Consider the following 20,348-nt stretch of genomic DNA (forward strand, 5'->3'; position numbering starts at 1 on the left):
CCTCATCCTATCCTTTAGCCTTGATTGCCCAGCGGTGTGTATTAACGCCCTTTATAAGCATCCATCATATCCCACATCGGAGTAAATATGCCAAGTGCCATAATCGCCACCATGACCGCAACCAGCACCAATAAGATGGGCTCGATACGAGCAGTGAGGCTTTTGAGATCATAGTCTACTTCGCGCTCATAATAATCTGCCACTTCATTTAGTAACTCATCGACTCGACCCGTTTCCTCACCCACACTGATCATCTGCATCACCAGAGGTGTGAACAAATGCGTACTCTGTGCGGCACGGGTAAGACCTTCGCCACGTTCGATAGTGCGGCGCATATCGTCAACTCGCTGCGCCATCCAGTAGTTATCAACAGCATCCGCTACTAAGTGCAGCGCTTGCGTCAAAGGTACGCCGGCGCGTAGCATCACAGCAAAGCTTCGCGAGAAACGAGAGAGCAAACTACGTTTTACGATATCACCGAATATCGGCATTTGTGTTTTCCAGCGGTCCCAAACTACACGGCCGTCTTTACTTGCTTTAAAACGGTTAAACGTGATCCAGCCAAGTACCATCACCACTAACATCAGTGGCCACCAGGTTACGAAAAAATCTGACGTGCCGAGCAAAATGCGCGTTGGCAAAGGTAGTTCTGCGCCAAATTGCTCGAACATTCTGGCGAAAGTTGGAATGACCCAGATATTCAGAATGAACATCGCAACAACAAGCGCGCTAACGATAAACATTGGGTAGCGCAATGCAGCCTTCACCTGTTTGCGCGTATCCTGTTCTTTCGCTAGATACTCGGAGAGCTGTTCGAAAGCTTCTTCTAACTGGCCGGTGTTTTCACCAACATGCACTACCGCTACCAAAAGTCGCGGGAAGACTTTGGGGTGACCCGCCATGGCGGCGGACAGCTCGCGACCACGTTCGAGTTGTTCGCCCACATCCTTGAGCACCTGCCGCATGCGCTTTTTTGGACTGTTCTCAGCAAGCCCGTCAATGGCTCGTAAAATCGGTATCCCAGCTTTGGTCAGTGAGTACATTTGCCGCGTAAAAACAATGAGATCATCAAGTGTGATTTTTTCACTGAAAAATGAAACAGTTGGCTCATCTTGCTTGTCACGGCGCACAGTAATTGAAAGCGGCGTCACCCCACGGCGGATCAACGTGTCTGCAGCGGCTCGCTCGGAATTGGCCTCGAGCCCACCGGTAATCAGTTCGCCGCTGGCATCTCGGCCGCGATAGGTGTACTCAGCCATGTTCGGCCTCACTGGACATATCTAACTCAACATCGGTTGGGTCTTCTTCTTCAATGGTTTCGGCTAAGAATAAAACTTCGTCAGCCGTGGTGATTCCTTGTAAAGCATAATCGAGCGCCGATTGCGCCAGCGGGCGGAAATGAGGTGATTGTTTCGCGACGGTTGCAAACTCACGCATGTTGGCATCACGGAGCGCATTAATCATTGGCTCGTCAAGCTCCAATAATTCAAATACACCCACACGGCCACGATAGCCTGTTTCATTACAATTACGACAGCCTCGTCCTTTGACAAATCCTGAGCCATCGGCAGGAATGTTTGCGCGCATCCGCCGCAACAGTGCTAAATCAGCGGCCTCGATGGTTGCCTTTTCCTTGCAATTTTCACACACACGACGAATCAGGCGCTGCGCCAGAACACCCTTCACTGCCGCCCCCACTAGATAGGGAGCTGCGCCCATATCGATCAAACGCAACGCACTGGTAATAGAGTCATTCGTGTGTAATGTGGTCAGTACCAAGTGACCGGTAATTGCGCCTCGCAGGCCAATTTCAACGGTTTCACTATCGCGCATCTCACCGACCATTATTATGTCGGGATCTTGTCGCAATGTGGTCCGCAGTACGCGCGAAAACGTGAGGCCAATTTTGCTATTCACTTGGACTTGAGAAATCCGTGGTAAGCGATATTCGACTGGGTCTTCAACGGTAATAATCTTCTTCTCGGAACGATTAAGTTCATTCAACACGCCGTAAAGGGTGGTCGTCTTACCGGAGCCGGTAGGGCCGGTAACGATAATCATCCCGTAAGGTTTATTAAACAAGACTCTTAGGCGCTGTAAAATGGGCTTAGGTAATCCGGTTTGCTCTAATTGCAGCAAGCCTGCGGATTGGTCAAGCAAGCGCATCACGCACGACTCACCATACTGCACCGGCATAGTTGATATCCGCACGTCAATGGCATGGTCGCGGACTTTAATGTGAAAACGCCCATCTTGGGGTAAGCGCTTTTCGGAGATATCCAAGCCAGCCATCAATTTTAGACGCAATACCAAAGCGCTTGCGATATTGGTTTGTTGCAAGATGTTCTCTTGTAACGAGCCATCCACGCGCATACGGATCCGCAGCGCTTGATCGTCAGGTTCAAGGTGAATATCCGAGGCCCTTACCTGTACCGCATCAGCAAAGATGGATTGCAATAGCTTCGCTACGGTTGCGTCATCGCTATCGTCTTCCAGCGTCAGGCTAGATAGATCAACCGCTTCATCTTGCTGGTATTCAGTTTGCAGTTGGCTGGCAAACTGAGCGATATCTTTGGTACGACGATAAAGGTTATCAAACGCATCCAATAGCTGTTGATCCGGAGCCACTGCTAATTTGACATCGCGCGGTTGCAAAAACTGGCTGATCGCATCTACCGCCGCAAGATCAGCGGGATCACTCATCGCTACCAGGGCTTCTTTTGCGTCGGCTTCAATGACTAAAGCTCGGTGGCGACGCGCTTGTACTTCCGGTACAAGGTTCGCAACATCGGCAGCGATCTTCCGCTCAGCTAAATCGATAAAAGGGATACTTAATTGCTTGGCTAAAAACTCAAGCAACTCATGCTCACTTAAGAAACCTAAATCAACGAGCGTAACACCCAGCTTGCGGCCATTTATTCGTTGTTCACTCAGCGCCTGCTGGAGCTGTTGTTCAGAAATAATATTTTCTTGTACGAGCAAGTCGCCAAGGCGCATTTTTAAACGTGGGCGCATAAACTAACGACCTCCCAATGCTTGTAAGCGCTGGTTAGCATAGGCTCGTCCATCGCTATTTAGACTTGTGGCTTGCAGCGCTTGGCGATAAGCAGTGATCGCGCGTTGCGGTTGTTGGGCATCCTCATGAGCAACCGCCGCAGCCAGCCACCAATGCCCCTGCTGAGTTAATTCTGCGAGCCACTGATAATCGTCTGCTGCGCTATCAAATTGCCGACTTTGATTCGCCGCACTCGCGCGCAACTGCACTAATTTCTCAGCCTCTGCCGAGCCTAACGGTAAATCTCTGTAAGCCATGAGCAATTCATCATAGGCGCCAGCATTAAATAAAATCCGGCCGTACAACAACAACCAGCGTGGCTGTTGCGGCTGTCGTTCTAACCCCTCTGCGAGTATCGCCAACGCTGTGTTTTGCTGATTTCGGCCGTACCAGTAGGCGGCAAGCTCACTGCGTGCAGCAATATGATCAGGAGCTAAAACAATGACTTGCTCCAATAGCTCTTGCGCACGCTGACGCTCACCACTTTTTAACGCTTCCTGTGCCTTTTGGAACTTCGCTAATGCGAGTTCTTCAGCTGTCAGAGCTACTGGCTCAACTTCCATACTGCCCTGGCTTTCTGGCTCGGGCTCAAGAACTTCAGCTTCGCTTTGTTGTGGCGTAACGCTCGCTTCACTAACTGCAGACTCTGAAGGCGTTGCCGCCACTTCTGCGGGTACTACAGGCGCAGTTTCTTGTTGCTGTGGCTGGTTGTCGACTTGCGCTAATTGCGCTTCAGGTTCAACAGGCTCATTAACTTTCGTTTCGGTGACTGGTTCAGTCACCGCGCGAGTGTTAGGTGCATCAACAGTTTCGACTGCAGAAGCTGCTTGTTCTTGCGAGCTCTGCGGCCAAAATAACCAGCCTATGATCACTACTAAGACCAAAAACAGTAGCCCCGCCAACCAAAGCAACCAAGGCTTTTGTTGCGGCATCGCCGCAGCTGGAGCCGCCGATTTCTGTTGAGTTTGCTGCTGGCGTTGGTCAAGGTCGCGTAACATGCGATTAATTACACTCACGGCATATACTCCTGTAACCAACCGCTTTGCCAACTCCATAACAAAGCAACGGAAACAATACCAAGAGCCGCCAACACCCAAACATAGCTTCGACGTGGCAACTGTACGTCTTCAGTATCAGCAACAGCGAAGCGCACATGCTTTGGTTGGACTTGGTAAACGCCTTCACCGTAACAAAGCAATAAGCACTTGTGGGTTAGAACATTGGCCAATCGTGGGATACCACGACTGGCCTGAAACAGCATTTTTACCACTCTCGCCGAGAAAATGGGCGCCCCTTGGTACCCAGCAACATACAAGCGATGTGACAAATAATGTGCGAGTTCAGTTAAGGTCATAGCCTGTAAGCGATAACTAAACGTGATACGTTGCCTTAATTGGCGATGCTCTCGCGTCGCAAGTCGCTCATCAAGCTCGGGCTGCCCAAACAACACAATATGAAGGAGCTTGCGTGACTCCGTTTCTAAATTTGAAATCAGTCGTAATGCCTCAAGCGTTTCGCTCGGCAGTGCTTGCGCCTCATCCACAACGATGACGGCTACCTTACCTTCTCGGCTAATTGCCACCAGCCGCTCTTGAATCGCCTGCGTAAGGATCTGCTCACTGGTAATATCACTGGTTTCAATTTGCAACTCGCGCGCGATGTGCCCCCGCATCTCGCTTGGCGTCAGATACGGATTCGGAATATAAGCCGTGACATAAACCGGTGGCAGCTCATTCAATAACTTGCGGCACAAAAGGGTTTTTCCGGTGCCAACTTCGCCGACTACTTTTATAAATCCTTCACCGGCATCGAGTGCGGTAACGAGCACCTCAAAGGCATTACGATGACTTTCCAAATCGCAGTAAAAACTGGTATTTGGAGTCAGCGTAAATGGCAGTTCGGTGAGCCCGTAATGACTTTGATACATAACCAGATTATTCTTTATACCAGCCGTTAAGTAATTCGCTTGAGCGTTGCAGTTCTTGCTGCCAAGTATTCACACCCACCACAACAGGACGAATCAAAATCACCAGCTCTTTCTTTTGCTCCGAGCGGCGTTTATTTTTGAAAAGGTTGCCAACTACAGGAATATCGCCCAGTAACGGCGCTTTTGATTCAGTATCGTTGTAGCTGGTCTGCATGAGTCCGCCTAGGACAACGATTTCACCGTTGCGCGCACGCACGATGGTATCGCTCTCACGAATGTTGCTCTGTGCCAACGGCAACACAAACGACTCTTGATTGAGAGTGATGGTTTTGTTTTGCTCGGTGGTTTCAACAACGGATGGATGAACATGGAGAATCACTTCACCGTCATCACTAATTTGCGGTGTGATATCCAAACTTATACCAGAGAAAAACGGAGTTAATTCAATATTCGGTGTCGACGTAGTCGCCGTGCCTGTTACCGTAGTGGTTGAAACATCCGTGACGAAATATTCATCTTCGCCAATTTTAATCACCGCCTTTTGGTTATTCGCAGCACTCACACGTGGATTCGAGAGCACCTGAACGTTGCCTTGATTCTGCAACAAATTGAGGACGCCGCTGAAATCTCCGACATCAAGTGATACGCCGAAAACACCATTGCTGTTATCGACCGAACCGCCACTGAAACCGATACTTCCGTTCGCATTTCCAAGCTGGAACAAATCGCTCCAATTAATACCTTGTTGATAGTTGTCGTTTAGGGCGACTTCAACGATACGCGCCTCTAAAATGACTTGACGTTGTAGCCGCTCTTGCGCGGAACTGAGAAAGTCGCGTGCTGCGCGCAGTTCATCAGGAAAGGCGGTAATCGTCACAAGACCTGCTTGCGGCGAGACGACTACGCGACGCCCCTCACCCTCGCCCACAACGCCTTCAAGGATCTCTTTCAAATCACCCCACAGATCGGTACGGGATTGTGTTGAAATTGAGGAGCCATTGGTTTGCATCCCATTGTTCAAACCATTCAAGCCACTTTGTCCCAAGGCGCCTTGTCCAGGGATACCTGCTTGATTGCCCAATAAGGCATTATTAAAGTTGCTAGCCCCGCCATTGTAGAGGTTATTCTGTTGGTCACTCTCTTTGACCCCGCCTGAACTAACACTCGTTTGGGATAGTCCCATGCGCTGTAATGCCAAATAATCAAGCGCGATCGTCTCAGTCCGCAAGCCAGCGGGAAACACCCGAATGATTTTACGTTCTTTCTGGATATCGTACCCGTAGATATCACTAATCACTTCAAGGGTTTCAGCTAATGTGACGTCTTTAAGACTTACCGTAATTTGCCCTTCCACTTGTGGATGAACAACGATGTTATACGGGCTATCTGCCGCTAAGCCAGCGAAGAATTCACGCGCTTGGATGCCATTTGCGTTTAATGAAAAGCGCGGCTCAGCCAACAAGGTTTCACTCAGCGCTTGTTGATCCGCCAAATCTGGCCGCAAACTCGCACGCACCGACTCGGGAAGTGGTGGCCGCTCTGCCTCTTGTTGTTCCTGCACTGCAAGCGCCTGTTGCATTTCTGTCGGCATGCGTTCAGGTTGATGCGCACAGCCCATCAACACCATCACACCTAGCCCAATTAGTCCGCTACGCATCATTCTTTGCTTCCCCCTGAGCTCTCGTTCGTGTTCTCAATGAACGAGCTCTGATTAAATATCGCAAGTGTTAGCTCATTATTCTTCTGTCGGTGCTTTAAAGTGACCGTTGCCATTGTTATGTCTGTTATCTCATAAGGTTCAATGCGATCACCTAAGCGATAGTTGGCGCCGTTGATCGTCGCAATACGCCCCGTGCCATCGGTACGAATGGCTACCAAACGTAGATTTTGTTGTTCTACAGCAGTTTGCTCCGGCGCTTGGTATTGCGGCGGTGCAGTCGGGTCATTCAGTTGCTGTTGTGCAGATGCACTGCAAGATAACAGCAATAGAGCCAAGCTAGCTCGCCACATAATCTCGCTCCAAGCTGAGTGTATAAATTTCCAAAGTGACCTCGGCTTGCGGATAGTTCACTACGCCGTAATCCATTTTTTGCCAATAAAATGACCAAGGTAACTGTTCGAGACGACGAAAATAGTCAAAAATTTGCTGATACGACCCTCGCACTACAAGTTGCAACCGATGTTTGTAGATCGCACCTTGCTGTGACTCATTGTCACCGTAAATCCGCTCCGCTGGTTTCGCTTGCGCTGATACCACCGTTAGTTGGCTTGCACTCACAAGTAATGCCTGTAATAAGCGACGATTATCGGCGGCACTCACATAATTGGTTTCATTCTGCAGGCGCTGATTAATCGCTTCTAACTGCTGTTCAAAATTCTCCAAGCGGCGCTTTAACGGGGCTTTGGGATCACCGGACAAGCGAATCTCAACCGCCTGAATTTGTTGTTCTAACAGGTTGAGTTGGTTCTCTTGCTGTTGCAGTTGCGTCGCATCGCTTTGATAGCTCTGCCACGCTGGCAGGAGTAAGACATAAAGGCCTAGGTAAGCGACAAATATAAGTGTCAGAACGAACCAGAACTTACGCCGTGACAAGCTCAGCGCATTAAACTTCTCTTGGAGCTCAAGCCATTGTTGCTTCATCGGCGCGCCTCCGGAGTGTTCTGATTACTACCAGCATTATTTAGATGCCCAACCACAAAGCGCAATCCTTGCTGCTCATCTTCGACCAGCTCGAAGACACCAAACGGTCGGTCTTGTAGCGATGGGTAACGGCTGAAGCTCGCCAACCAGTCTGGCAGCCCTTGTGGCTTTAAGGTCCGTCCTTCAATGCTTAAGGCGTTATCGACGACCAAAATTCGCTGCAACCAAACCGAGTTTTGATCCGCGGCCGCAAGATCGGTAAGCAGCTGCGAGTAGCTCTGCTGGTTTCGTTGTGTGTGCGAGTACATCTGTTCGAGCAGCTTGTTGCGAAGTGCCAAGGTTTGCTCCACCTCACGTAACGCATCGTTAAGTTCAGGATCATTGAGTGCATTATCTAGCTGTGCTTGGCGTTGTTGTAATTGTGCCTGCGCTGCCGCCAGCTGTGCACGCACCTGTTCGCTTTCCCGCTGCTGTTGTGCGTTTATATAATTGATAACAACCCACATTAGTAGGAAGACGACGAGCAACACGGCACTTGTCTTCAGAAACCGAGTTAACGTCAACCATTCACGGCTAGGCTGTAATTCGTCGAGGTAGAGGTTTGCAATCCGTTTCATGACGACACCTCTGGTTCATTACTGCTATCGGCCAATGCCAAAAGCGCTCCGCCGAGAACAGGAAAGTCACTATAATCACCTGCAGCTAATTCCTGTGCCCAGGTCGGATAAGACGCCCAGACCACATCTAAGCCAAGATCCTCGTGAACGGTGCTCAGCACTTCTTGATTTTTCTCTATTCCGATTGCCAACCACACAACCGCCAGGGGGCGTTGTCGCAACTGTCGCTCGAAATAATCAGCTGATCGCTGAATTTCGATACTGAGAGGTTGCAACCCACCTAGCTTGATTTCATCAAGTGTCAGCTCACTGATTTTTTCTAATGAACGCACTGCACGGGTAACTTGCAGTTCCGCATTACTGTACACCTGCACTAACGCTGGTTGCTGATTTTGCTGATAAACCAATGCACCCGCTTCGGTATTTTCGGAATGGAGTTTCTCCAGTGCCTGTTCTTCGGCGTATATGCCTTGCACACGTTCAGTTAGTTCATGTGCCACTTTTAATAAGGGAGCTAACTGCGAGCGACTCGCGGCGATGGCATGGATTTTTTGCTGCCCTTGAACTTGCAAGGGAAGCTCATAGTAATCGGCAAGACAGTCGTCCGGCTCAAAACTAACCAGATCCGTCAGTTGATAACGCAAACTACTTGCGAGTTCAGCATCACTTAATTGTGGTTTATCCAAGGTTACGCTCTGGTAGAGCCCACTGCCGAGCACCAGCGCCAAACGCGGATCGTGTTTACCATAGCGAGAGTATTTATCGAGGAGTGCACGCATCGATGCCGCAGCATCGTCTTGTGTGACAACGTGTTCGTCGGAGACAATCAGTTGTGGCTGACTCGTGTCACGCACATCGACAACAACGAAATGCACCACGTTTCGGTGAATACCAAAAACGAGCAAGTAAGGGCTTTTGGAGCGCGCACGTAATAAATTCAACAATTTTCGGTCCCTGCTACTTTATAATTTTTATTAGAGGCCGGACGAGGCTTCTTAACGCAAGTTTGACACTTTTTGCGTGAAAAACAAGCACTGCAAGAACTCACAGTGCTTTGTTTCGGGAATGTTAATTAGCCCTCAAACCGCCATTGTAACGCTTCATTCGCCCAATAAGGCACCATTGGCCCAATGGCAGTATCGACCGTGGCCGGCACCGTCCATTCACTCCGTACCAGCTTAATTTGCTCCTTGGCACGCTCATAACCGTAGAAATCGGCACCAAAGTGGCTAGCGAAGTCAGCTAATTTATCCAAAGCGTTCATACGCTCAAAAAACTCGGCATAAAGCTCAATTGCGGCAGGCGCTGAATAGCAACCGGCACAACCACAAGCCGCCTCTTTCTTGGATTGACCATGCGGCGCTGAGTCAGTACCGAGGAAAAACTTCGGGCTTCCGGATACGGCGGCTCGCTGCAAGGCTTCTTGATGCTCGCGTCGCTTGAGAATTGGTAAGCAGTAGTTATGTGGGCGGATGCCGCCAACTAATAGATCGTTACGGTTCATCAATAAGTGCTGCGGGGTAATTGTCGCGGCAACATTACTGCCTTGCTCGAGTACAAAATCGACTGCATCACCGGTGGTGATATGCTCAAGCACCAACTTTAACTTCGGGTGACGCGCCAGCAGTGGCCGTAACTTAGTATCGATAAAAACTTTTTCGCGATCGAAAATATCAATTTCTGCGGCAGTGACTTCACCATGCACCAGCAACGGCACTTGCAGCTCTGCCATGGCCGCAAACACTTCATCAAGCGCTTCGATATCGGTTACCCCAGCGGCCGAGTTCGTTGTGGCGCCTGAAGGATACAGTTTAAAACCAATCACTTCAGCGTTTTCAGCCGCTGCGCGCACAGTATCGACACTGGTTTGTTGCGTTAAGTAAAGCGCCATCAATGGGCGGAAAGCGCTGTCTGCAGGACGTTGCGCTAAGATACGTTGGCGATAGTCTAGCGCTTGCTCCACGGTGGTTACTGGCGGGACTAGGTTAGGCATAATCACCGCCCGACCAAACACCTTAGCAGTTGCAGGCACTGTCGTCGCCAGCAACTCTTCATCACGTAGATGTAAATGCCAATCATCAGGGCGTGGAAGCGTAAGCTCTTGCATGGGTACCTCTTAGCAGCAATCAACAAAATGAATAGTAGCCGTTATTATAACGCAGCTGACTTAAGCCGTAACGCTCTGATTACGACCTTTCTCTTTGGCGTGGTAGAGCGCTTCATCAGCGCGCGCCATCCAGTCATCGATTTTTTGATCCTCGGCTCTTAATTCGGTGAGACCGACACTGATCGTCACCTCGATGACTTCGTCGTCGAACTGGAAAGGCTGCGCAGCGATAGCTTTGCGAATCCGTTCTAGCGCGAGCAGAGCGTCAGCAGCTTCGGTGTAGGGTAGTAAAATCGCAAACTCTTCTCCGCCAAGACGGCCAAGCAAATCAATCTCGCGCAACTGTTGCTTACTACGACGACAAAACTCACGTAATACCTCATCTCCCGCCGCATGCCCATAGGTATCGTTTACCCTTTTGAAGTGGTCGAGATCGATAATCGCCACGGTGACAGGTGTCTGATAGCGCATAAATTCGTCATAACGTTGCTCAATCGCCTCCCAAAACACGCGTCGGTTAACGACCCCCGTGAGCTCATCGGTGGTCGCAAGACGACGCAACTCGTTCACCGCCGCGACGCGCTCTTGGTCCATTCGACGCATATGCATGAGCGTACCGAGGGTATCAAGCATCGGCCGCAGCAGACTCAGTAAACGACGCTCAAAGGTATGGGTGGTATTTGCTAGCACCATTAAGCCGACCACTTCGCGTTTAAAATAAAGTGGCAGGATGAGTCCATTTTTCAGTGGCGGTAGCGTCACGGGTTTGAAACTTAGCTCTAACTCGGAAATCGGCTCATGGCAAAACTCAGGTTCACCACGCAACAACACCTTTTTGACGACATCTCCAGCGACTTCGACCTCGAGCCCTTGCCGAATTAATTTGCTATAAGTGTCGTCGCCATCAATCCCCAACTGCAGCCCGTGCACTAGCAGTAAATTGCATTTTCGTGATTCCGCTGGCAATTCGCCAACAAAGCCAACACTGGTATGGGTCATTTTCATCAGTCTCGGCAGCGCATAGTCACACACTTCACTGAAATCTTTGGCGAGCATAAACTCATGCTGCACGTGCGAAACCAACTCCAAAATGGCCGCTTGCTGATGTAAAAACTCTTCGTTGGCCACCTGCTCAGAAATGTCGTGGTGGATGCCTGTCATTTTTACCGCACGCCCCTGTGCGTCGCGCTCGATCAGACGACCGACACTATGTACCCATGCATAATGGCCATCTTTATGCCGCAAACGAAAACGTGCATCAAAGCGCGATGCAGGCCCTTTAATGTGGTCGTTTAATTTCGCTTGCAGGAAAGCCAAATCTTCTGGGTGTACCAAATCACTCCAGTTGAACTCCTTCTTATCACCGACCGTGTATCCCAAAAACTCTTGCCAGCGGTGACTTACTTCAAGATGATTGCTTTGAATGAGCCACGACCAGGTAAAAAAACCACCGGCGGTGAGGGCAATATCGAAATTATCATTCGCTTCTTGCAACTTTAGTTCGAGCTCTTTTCCTTTGCTGTCATCCAGCAAGTAGCCTCTTACCCGCAACACGTTTCCTAGGTGATCTTTATCGGCCCGCGCGTAATGGTGAACCCAGCGAGTCACAGATTTACCTTGGTGTTTTGCCAGCACGCGATAATCCATTTCAAGGGCATCTTGCTCGCCGTCAATTAAGCGTTGCATTCGGTCAAGCAACTCTTGGCGTTCATCGGGATGAACGATGGACTCATAATTGACATCGTCGCGTAATAGGTAATCGGGTTCGTACCCTAATACGCGCGATGCATTTTCAGCCACATAGCTTAAGTGAACATTGGGTTCGATACGCCAGACCACAGCACAGACCGGCCCTTGGGCTAGGACTTCACGCTCAGCACGGTGGTTATCGATTTCAAAACGTTCGGCGATCGTAACGGCAATCCAGTCGGCAAACGTTTCAAGGTAACGTAATTCTGCGGCAGTGAATTGCCGCGGTTGGTTGCAAATCACACAAAGGGTTCCGAGGTGGAATTCACCGTAGAGGGTGATGGGCGCCCCGGCATAAGCTCGAATGCCATCTTCGGACACTACATAGGGATTATTGCAGAAGCGTTCATCTTCGGTGGCATCTTCGACCACCATCGTTTTTCCGGATGCGACTACATGTGTACAAAAGGAAACTTTGCGGGGGGTTTCCGCTTCATTAAAACCGACTTTCGCCTTGAACCACTGGCGTTGGTCATCTATTAGGCTAATCAGCGCTGCATCGGCGCTCATCAACTCTTTGACAAGTAAAGTAATGCGGTCAAAAATCGGGTCAGCTTCGGTATCAAGCAACTCCAGCTCATGCAACAGCCGTAAGCGCGCAGCTTCATTGCGTGGCACTGGAAATTGCTGCATATAACCCCCTGATTTTGGTGTTCAAATCTAAGCGTAGCAGACATTGCGCAAAAACGAAGTTAAATCATCGTAGTTAACGCAATCCTAATTTTTCTTTCCAGTGCTTACGACAGCATGAGATATATCGATCGTTACCGCCGATGGCAATTTGCTCACCCACTTTTACCGCATCACCCTTCTCGTCAATGCGCAGGTTCATGGTGGCCTTGCGACCACAGAAGCAGATGGTTTTCATTTCACTCACTTTGTCGGCAACCGCCAATAAGACAGCACTGCCTGGGAAGGCCTGCCCAAACGCGTCCGTTCGAATGCCATAACACATCACTGGAATATCAATGCGGTCAACCACGTCAGTCAGTTGCCAAACCTGCGTTTCAGTTAGGAATTGTGCTTCATCGATTAACACACAGTCGATTGGCTGCTGGCCATGGCGCGCTTCGATGAGTGCGGCTAGGTCGGTGCCGCTGGTAAACGCCAGCGCAGAACGGTCAATACCCAGACGTGAAGCGATCATGCCTTTGCCAGCCCGATCGTCAATTGCGGGTGTCAACAACAGCACTTTTTGTTCACGTTCTTCGTAGTTATGCGCAACCTGTAATAAAGAAGTGCTCTTGCCAGCGTTCATTGCCGAGTATGTAAAATAAAGAGAAGCCATGATTATTCGATTCGCTTGATTGAACTATCTGCTTGAGGTTTATACTGAGTTTGAACACTGAATGCAAAGGCAAATTTTGCTATCATGGCGCAAGTCAACTGGAGGATCATCAATGTCAGAACGTTATACTCACGCATTTTTAAAGGCCATGCCGAAAGCGGATTTGCATTTACACCTCGATGGCAGCTTACGCCCCGACGGCCTCATCGAAATGGCAAAGCGCAGTGGCGTGGAGTTACCTTCGTACACCGTCGATGGCCTCTATGACCAAGTTTTTAAAGAGAGCTATAACGATCTTGGCGAATACCTGAATGGCTTCCAATACACCTGTGCGGTCTTACGCGACATGGAAAACTTGGAGCAAGCGGCGTATGAACTGGCGATGGATAATCTTGCCGAAGGCGTTATCTATATCGAGGTTCGCTTTGCGCCACAACTCATGATGGATCCCAGTCGCGGGATCGATTTTGACCGCGTCATGCATACCACTAACGCCGGTTTGAAGCGCGCAAAAGATGAGTATAACAGCCAAGCGGCTGTGCAAGCTGGTGAAAAGCCTCCATTTGACTATGGCATTATTAATTGCGCCATGCGCATGTTCGGCAAAAAAGGATTCTCGCCTTATTACACCCAGCTGTTTCAGACTTTGCGCGACCACGAACCGAAACATGTGATCAAAATCGCTGCCATGGAAATGATCCGCGCCAGCATTCGTTTGCGCGACGAAGAAGGATTGCCGATTGTTGGCCTAGATATTGCCGGTCAAGAAATGGGGTATCCGGCACATGACTTCAAAGAAGTCTATGAATATGCCCACCAAAACTTTTTACTAAAAACTGTCCACGCCGGAGAAGCTTACGGTGCTGAGAGTATTTTTGAAGCACTCACCCAATGCTATGCCGACCGCCTTGGGCACGGCTACTCACTCTTTTCTCCAGATATGATTCAGGATCCAAAAATCACTGATAAAGAAAGTTATGCCAGCCAACTGGCGTCATTTATCGCTGATCGACGCATCGCTATTGAAGTCTGTATTACCAGTAACCTACAAACCAATCCGACTATTGGTGAGGTTACCAATCACAACTTCAAGCACATGTTTGACCACCGCTTAGCGACAGTTATTTGTACCGATAACCGTTTGGTGTCGCGGACGACAGTGACCCGCGAATATGAATTGGCAAATCAAGCCGCAGACATTCCACTCAAACGCTTAAAAGATATGGTTGCCTACGGCTTCAAAAAGAACTTCTTCCCGCAGGACTACTTAGCTAAGCGTGCTTACGCCAAGCAAGTCCTGCAGTATTTCGACAAGGTCGCAGCAGAACACGGCGTGCGTTAGTCGCCCGCCGTGCTATCAGCTTGTCGTAAGTATTGCTCTAAGAAATTCAAATAGGCTTCTTGCGCTTCGATACGATTCTCTTTGTTGCGGAAGCCATGTCCTTCATCATCGAATAGCACATACTCTACTGGCACGCCGTTTTCACGAATAGCGGCAACCATCTCGTCACTTTCGACTTGAAGAACGCGCGGATCATTAGCGCCTTGCACAATCAATACGGGTGCTTGCACCTGAGCGGCATGGAACAGCGGTGAAATACGACGTAAGCGTTCAGCATGCTCCGCAGGATCGCCAAGCTCATCGTAAAGCGATTGGCGGAAGCTCGCCCACCATGGTGGAATGCTTTCCAGGGTGCGCACCCAGTTAGTGACGCCGAAAATGTTAATACCGGCATCAAACTCGTCGGTAAATGCTAAGGCTGCCATGGTCAGATAACCACCATAGCTGCCACCCATAACGGCAATCTTGTCGGCATCCACCCAAGGTAAGCTTTGCAGGTACTTCTTCGCATAAACCACATCTTGCAAGTCATCTTCGCCATGGCGACGGTCGTCTAAGTGGTAAAACGTTTTACCATAACCCGACGAGCCGCGGTTATTGATCCCCAGCATGGCGTAACCGTGGTTGACCAAATGCTGCACCATCGGGTTATAACCTTTGCGGGTTTGCCCGCCAGGTCCGCCGTGGATGTATATAACTGCAGGCACCTTGTTCGTCACACTCGCTTGCTGTGGACGATAGAGAATATTAGGAATTTCCAGTCCATCAAAGCTCTCGAAACGCACGACTTGGCTTGCAACAAGGTCGCTCTTATCAATTTTTGGACTTAAAGCATCGGTGACTTGCACCAATTGTTCTTGACCTACCTGCCAAGTATAAAGATTTGATGGTGAGGTATCTGAATTAACATAGAATGCTAGCACTGACTCATCATCCGAGAAGTTAACCCCACGTAAGTCACCGGCTGGATAACCAGGCATCGCAATAGGCTCGCCCGTTGTCGTGTTTAATATTGTAAGCTTGGTGCTGGCGTCGCTGTTCACTCCGATCATCTGGTAGCCACCCTGCTCGGAGAAGTAAACAAACATAACATCCCAGTTATCTGTGTACTCTTCGCTATGGTCGCCGCTAGCTATGTCATAGCGCCAGGCTTGCACAAACTCGCCATGGGCATTGGTGCCATAAATTAGGCTCTGACTATCTGGGCTAAAACTGAAAATACTATTGCTTACCGCATTGGTATCATCGGTAATGAGCAGCGGCTCTTCAGCAGCATCGGTGAGGTCAAGTAAATAGAGGTCGGTATCTTTGTTGCTATTAACCTTTGCCAGCGCTAACCACTCGCCATTCGGTGCCACTCGCATGTCAGCCCAACCTGCGTCGTTTTGGAAAATCAGCTCACGACTGTAGTTATCGGTGCGGTAACGATAAATATCAAAATTCGCAGGATTTCGCTCGTTGGTCATGACATAGAAGAATTCATCATTCGCATGCCAGCCCAGAAACGCCGCTTTTAACTCCTCGCCGGGCGTGAGATCTTGCACACTCCCGTCGAGTTCACGCACATAAATGTGATCGAGCTCGTTACCACCTTGGTCGGCGCTATACAGGAACCGTTTGTCATTGGGGAACCAACTGAGCCCAGCAAAAGCATCGCTGGTAGACCGCGTAAGCTGAGCGGGCTCGCCGCCACCCACTGGATAGCTATAGACATTAAAAATGCCATCGGCATCACTGGTAACCAGCACCTCGGCGTTGTCGTGACTCAAAGACGAACCAAACAAAGTTGTGGTCGCAAAAAACGTCTCTGCGGGATACTCCTGTACCGCAGCAGTCGATTCTGCCGCTGCCTGCGGCTCTGCGGTCGCAGCGGTTTCTTGTGCTGGGCTACAAGCCACCAAAACCGCACTCAAAAATAAAGTTAACGCTAGTTTGTGATTCAGCATCGCTGGGCTCCTCGAAAATTCATCCGAGGCAAAGTGTAGCGCAAATTTTTAAACTTGCGCTGCGAGCTTGGTTCTGTCTCTTGGTTCCTAGCTAAAATAACGCCGATGGAACTCAGCGGTGGGGAGTGGTTTATCGAATAAATAGCCCTGTAGGACCACTTTGTCATCTCGGCTTGCCAAATAATCGGCTTGGGCTTGTGTCTCGACGCCTTCTGCGACAATTCTTAGGCCCAGCGTCTTCGCAATGGCGATAACCGAATCGACAATCGTGCGCTGCTCGGCGTCATCGATAGCTTGCACAAAACTCTTATCGATTTTCAATTCCTGTAACGGCAATTTCCGCAGATACGATAGCGAAGAGTACCCCGTACCAAAGTCATCAATCGAAAATTGCACACCGCTTTGTTGCAATGCCTTCATTTTCAAAACAATGTCTTCGGTGTCATCGACAAACAAGTTCTCAGTGACCTCCAGTACGAGACGCGAGGGGTCGGCTCCCGATTCTTCCAGCGCCCGCTCAATACAATAAACGAAATCGTATTTACGGAATTGCCGCGGGCTTATATTAATAGCCAAGGTCAATGGTGCCGGCAAACGTTTGAGCTCGAGCAACGCATGGCGCACGATCCATTTGCCTAGGTCGACTATTAAGTCGGTTTGCTCAGCGACAGGAATAAATTCCGCAGGCGATATCATGCCCTTTTCTGGATGCTGCCACCGCAGCAGAACTTCAACTCCGAGCAAGGTTTTATCGGCCCCCACTTGCGGCTGCAAGTGCAGCTGTAAGCCCTCGCCATTGATCGCCTCGCGCAGTTCCCGTTCGATTTCATAGCGCTTTTCTAATACGTCGCTGTAGGACACATCGTAAACTGCGGTCTGATTACCGCCAGCGTCCTTGGCTGTATGCACCGCTGTTTCAGCGTGACGTATAATGGCATCCGCAGACTCGGCATCCTGCGGATAAATAACGATACCAGCGCTTGCGGTGACCGAGATCTGCTCATCTTGCACCCGTAACGGCTGACTCAATTCGGCAAGGATCAATTTGACGAGGATTTGGGCGTCCGCGAGAACATCTTTCTGCTCTAGCTTACGAGGTGTCAGGACCACAGCAAATAAGTCGCCACCGAGGTTCGCCACAAACGCATTTTGCTCATTAGCCACCACGGCACGCAAGCGACGCGCCGTCGCTTTTAGAATTGCATCACCGAATTCAAAACCACGAACATCGTTGATGCGTTGCAAGCCGTCAAGATCGAACAGGATGACCGCACCATGCTCACCTTTATGGGCGGCGGTGACTAAGCTAGCAATGTGCTGGATACAACTGGTGCGATTCGGTAATTCCGTCAGCGCATCAAAATACGCTAAATATTCAAGTTTCGCCTCAGCCTCGACACGCTGAGTAATATTCAGTTTACTTGCCAAATAATGCGTGACGTTTCCATGTTCATCGCGGAGTGGCGAAATGGTTGCCCACTCACGAAACTCCTGTCCGGATTTAGTTTTGTTATAGAACTCACCTTGCCATGTCTTGCCCTCGCTCAAACATTGCCACAACGCTTGGTACTCGCTGGCGGGCGTACGGCCCGAGGCCAATAGACGCGGGTTCTTACCGATAACTTCTTCGCTGCTGTACCCCGTGGTCGCGCAGAAGGCAGGATTCACATATTCGATGTTGCCGGCGAGATCGGTAATCATGATACTTTCATTCGCCTGCTCAACCGCCGCTGATAACTGCCGCAGTTTCGCTTCACGGTGGCGGCGTTCTTTGGCAGCCAGTCGTACATTGTGTGCCAGAATGCCAAACTCGTTTGGGAGTCGCAGTGGAAGACGGCTGTCATTAACAAAACCATGTCGGCCGAACTGCGTCACAGCGGCGACTAACTTGTTCGCTGGACGCGCAATGAAGCGCTGCAGCGAAAACCACAGGCCAAAGCCAATCAGGAAAAATAGCAGAAGCAACAAACCGAGTGGCAACCAGGGTACGCTGGCAAGTTGATACCAATGCGGCGCGTGTAAATATTCGACTAACAGCACATTTCGCTGGCTTTGTCGGTTAACTGAGAGACTTTCAATGATCGGGACTGCCGCGACCAAATGGCTGTGTTCCGGATGATACTCAATGAAGGTTTTGCCAGTATTACTCGCTTGCTGGACTGGGTCAGTACCAACAGTATCTAAAAAGCGCTGCAAATCACCTTTGATTAAATGTGGTTCATAAGCTGCTACTAAGTCTTTGCGCACACTTACGATCACCGCATTCCGGATACGCGGATGCACATGCATCTCACTGATAAGTTCAGGTATCGTTTCGGTGCTATCCGCTGTATACATGCGGTTGAAGGAGCCCTGTGCTACCGCCACACTGCTGCGCAACTCAAGCTGAGCGCTATTAAGCGCTGCTTGCTGCTGGGCGGCAATCATGAAATAGGTGAGCCCCAGCAAAATAGCCAGCATTGCAACGAATATCGGTATGGTAATCTGCACACTTAAGCGTTGCCACCAACGAAGCCTTCTCACTCAACCACCTCACTTAGCTGGTCACAGCGGCTGAGTGGGGTAACTTGGTCATAGACATTTGACTGAATGAGATGCTCAGCCACTTGTGGGATATCTTCCTGCAACAACTTCGCCAAGGCCCTTTCTTGCTCGGCCGCAGAAACAAACTCTACGTCCGCTAACCCTGTAGTTAGCTCAGCCTCGCCAAGATCAGTCAGCGCTTGTAACGCTTGCCAAAATTCTATTTGACGTTGTTCAAGCAAACTCATGATGTGCGGCCAACTCTGATCGCGCAACGCCATTACGGCCGGCGCAAGCGCTGGCCAGCGTTGCTTGTTGATAATCAGCACATCGGTGATTTTCAGCTCGGTGTGACGCGAGTCAAAAATGACCTGTCCGCCTCTTTGTTTCAGTCGTTCCACGAAAGGTTGATAAGTTACCACCAAATCGGTTTTTTTCTCTGCCCAAGCTGACAAGTGTTCCGTCGGGACTAACACTTGCGTGGTTACGCGTTCAGGCGTAATCCCATTCACCTTCATCCATTGACTCAAGACATAGCGAGCCAAGGTACTGTCCTCCAATCCGACATGGATAGGCTTTTCGGGGTCATCACGCCAATCCTCATGGGCGATGATCGCATCAGCTCCGAGCGAGCGGTCGATAACCATTGCCACGCAATAACCACCCTGAGTCATGGTATTAATACCAAGTGCATTATCTAACGAGACAAATGCGCCTACCGCCGCATCATTGCTCAGCATCCGCAACACACTGATATCGGAAACGAGCATTACTGGCTTTAATTGACGTGGGAGCACTGCAGGATGGGTGGCGGCAGCACTAAAAATGGGGGCGGCGCCTAACCATGCGTTACCCACAAGTACCGCTCGCTCCGCTGGCCGATCACAGCCCGAAACAGTAAGCATGACTAGAGGTATGAGCAGAAAAAATCTCAGCATGAATCGTGTATGTGTCTCGAATGAGTACCTGATGCCCTACATTCTAGCAGTTTCCTCGAGACTGTTAATTGAACTTTCGAGTTTACTAAATAAAAAACCCTGCCAAATGGCAGGGTTTGTTCAATCGTTATTCGTTTTGCGCTTCACGCTTAAAACGGTAGTTCACATAAAGTAGCGAACAAACCATACAAATTATTGAAATTATTGGATTTTAT

Annotated in this window: 16 protein-coding genes; 1 reads left to right on the forward strand and 15 read right to left on the reverse strand. The window is 49.8% G+C overall.

The features are described from left to right. Positions 1–41: 41 nt before the first annotated feature. The 12 genes from CWE21_RS03730 to CWE21_RS03785 form a co-directional block, all read right to left on the reverse strand. Positions 42–1,259, reverse strand: coding sequence for a type II secretion system F family protein (locus CWE21_RS03730; RefSeq protein ID WP_126833126.1), 1,218 nt, complete (start codon positions 1,257–1,259; stop codon positions 42–44). After that, entirely contained in the window at positions 1,252–3,015 is a 1,764-nt protein-coding gene (locus tag CWE21_RS03735; protein WP_126833127.1) for a GspE/PulE family protein, read from the reverse strand. Before CWE21_RS03735 ends, CWE21_RS03730 begins: the two co-directional genes overlap by 8 nt. 3 nt (positions 3,016–3,018) lie before the next feature. Next, positions 3,019–4,071: a tetratricopeptide repeat protein gene (locus CWE21_RS03740; protein WP_126833128.1), complete on the reverse strand. Its 1,053-nt coding sequence runs from the start codon at positions 4,069–4,071 to the stop codon at positions 3,019–3,021. After that, positions 4,068–4,982: an ExeA family protein gene (locus CWE21_RS03745; RefSeq protein WP_126833129.1), complete on the reverse strand. Its 915-nt coding sequence runs from the start codon at positions 4,980–4,982 to the stop codon at positions 4,068–4,070. Before CWE21_RS03745 ends, CWE21_RS03740 begins: the two co-directional genes overlap by 4 nt. Positions 4,983–4,989: 7 nt before the next feature. Continuing rightward, positions 4,990–6,642, reverse strand: a complete 1,653-nt coding sequence (gene mshL, locus CWE21_RS03750; RefSeq protein ID WP_126833130.1) for a pilus (MSHA type) biogenesis protein MshL — start codon at positions 6,640–6,642, stop codon at positions 4,990–4,992. Next, complete coding sequence (locus tag CWE21_RS03755) at positions 6,639–6,992, reverse strand: hypothetical protein (protein WP_126833131.1); 354 nt, start codon at positions 6,990–6,992, stop codon at positions 6,639–6,641. The genes mshL and CWE21_RS03755 overlap by 4 nt, the downstream gene beginning before the upstream one ends. Next, positions 6,979–7,623, reverse strand: coding sequence for a hypothetical protein (locus CWE21_RS03760; RefSeq protein ID WP_126833132.1), 645 nt, complete (start codon positions 7,621–7,623; stop codon positions 6,979–6,981). Before CWE21_RS03760 ends, CWE21_RS03755 begins: the two co-directional genes overlap by 14 nt. After that, the gene (locus CWE21_RS03765) at positions 7,620–8,240 is read right to left on the reverse strand and encodes a hypothetical protein (RefSeq protein ID WP_126833133.1); all 621 of its coding nucleotides are present in this window, start codon (positions 8,238–8,240) and stop codon (positions 7,620–7,622) included. The genes CWE21_RS03760 and CWE21_RS03765 overlap by 4 nt, the downstream gene beginning before the upstream one ends. After that, positions 8,237–9,184: a hypothetical protein gene (locus CWE21_RS03770; protein WP_126833134.1), complete on the reverse strand. Its 948-nt coding sequence runs from the start codon at positions 9,182–9,184 to the stop codon at positions 8,237–8,239. The genes CWE21_RS03765 and CWE21_RS03770 overlap by 4 nt, the downstream gene beginning before the upstream one ends. A 128-nt stretch (positions 9,185–9,312) precedes the next feature. Next, complete coding sequence (pyrC, locus tag CWE21_RS03775) at positions 9,313–10,347, reverse strand: dihydroorotase (RefSeq protein ID WP_126833135.1); 1,035 nt, start codon at positions 10,345–10,347, stop codon at positions 9,313–9,315. Between the two features lie 60 nt (positions 10,348–10,407). Continuing rightward, positions 10,408–12,729, reverse strand: a complete 2,322-nt coding sequence (locus tag CWE21_RS03780; protein ID WP_126833136.1) for a sensor domain-containing diguanylate cyclase — start codon at positions 12,727–12,729, stop codon at positions 10,408–10,410. 73 nt (positions 12,730–12,802) lie between these two features. Continuing rightward, positions 12,803–13,384: a thymidine kinase gene (locus tag CWE21_RS03785; RefSeq protein WP_126833137.1), complete on the reverse strand. Its 582-nt coding sequence runs from the start codon at positions 13,382–13,384 to the stop codon at positions 12,803–12,805. 112 nt (positions 13,385–13,496) lie between these two features. Between CWE21_RS03785 and CWE21_RS03790 the strand changes: the two genes are divergently transcribed. Continuing rightward, positions 13,497–14,726 carry an adenosine deaminase family protein gene (locus CWE21_RS03790; protein WP_126833138.1) on the forward strand — a complete coding sequence of 410 codons (1,230 nt, stop codon included), beginning with the start codon at positions 13,497–13,499 and terminating at the stop codon, positions 14,724–14,726. On the opposite strand, the gene CWE21_RS03795 is transcribed toward CWE21_RS03790, so the two are convergent. The 3 genes from CWE21_RS03795 to CWE21_RS03805 form a co-directional block, all read right to left on the reverse strand. Continuing rightward, on the reverse strand, positions 14,723–16,672 hold the full coding sequence (locus CWE21_RS03795; protein ID WP_126833139.1) for an alpha/beta hydrolase family protein: 1,950 nt from the start codon (positions 16,670–16,672) through the stop codon (positions 14,723–14,725). The two genes, CWE21_RS03790 and CWE21_RS03795, sit on opposite strands and share 4 nt — an antisense overlap. Positions 16,673–16,759: 87 nt before the next feature. Beyond that, entirely contained in the window at positions 16,760–19,195 is a 2,436-nt protein-coding gene (locus tag CWE21_RS03800; RefSeq protein WP_126833140.1) for a putative bifunctional diguanylate cyclase/phosphodiesterase, read from the reverse strand. After that, positions 19,192–20,052 (reverse strand): type 2 periplasmic-binding domain-containing protein, encoded by an 861-nt coding sequence (locus CWE21_RS03805; protein ID WP_126833141.1) that lies wholly within the window; start codon positions 20,050–20,052, stop codon positions 19,192–19,194. The genes CWE21_RS03800 and CWE21_RS03805 overlap by 4 nt, the downstream gene beginning before the upstream one ends. Positions 20,053–20,348: the final 296 nt, after the last annotated feature.

The sequence above is a fragment of the Pseudidiomarina aquimaris genome (assembly GCF_003987395.1).
In the GTDB taxonomy this organism is placed as follows: domain Bacteria; phylum Pseudomonadota; class Gammaproteobacteria; order Enterobacterales; family Alteromonadaceae; genus Pseudidiomarina; species Pseudidiomarina aquimaris.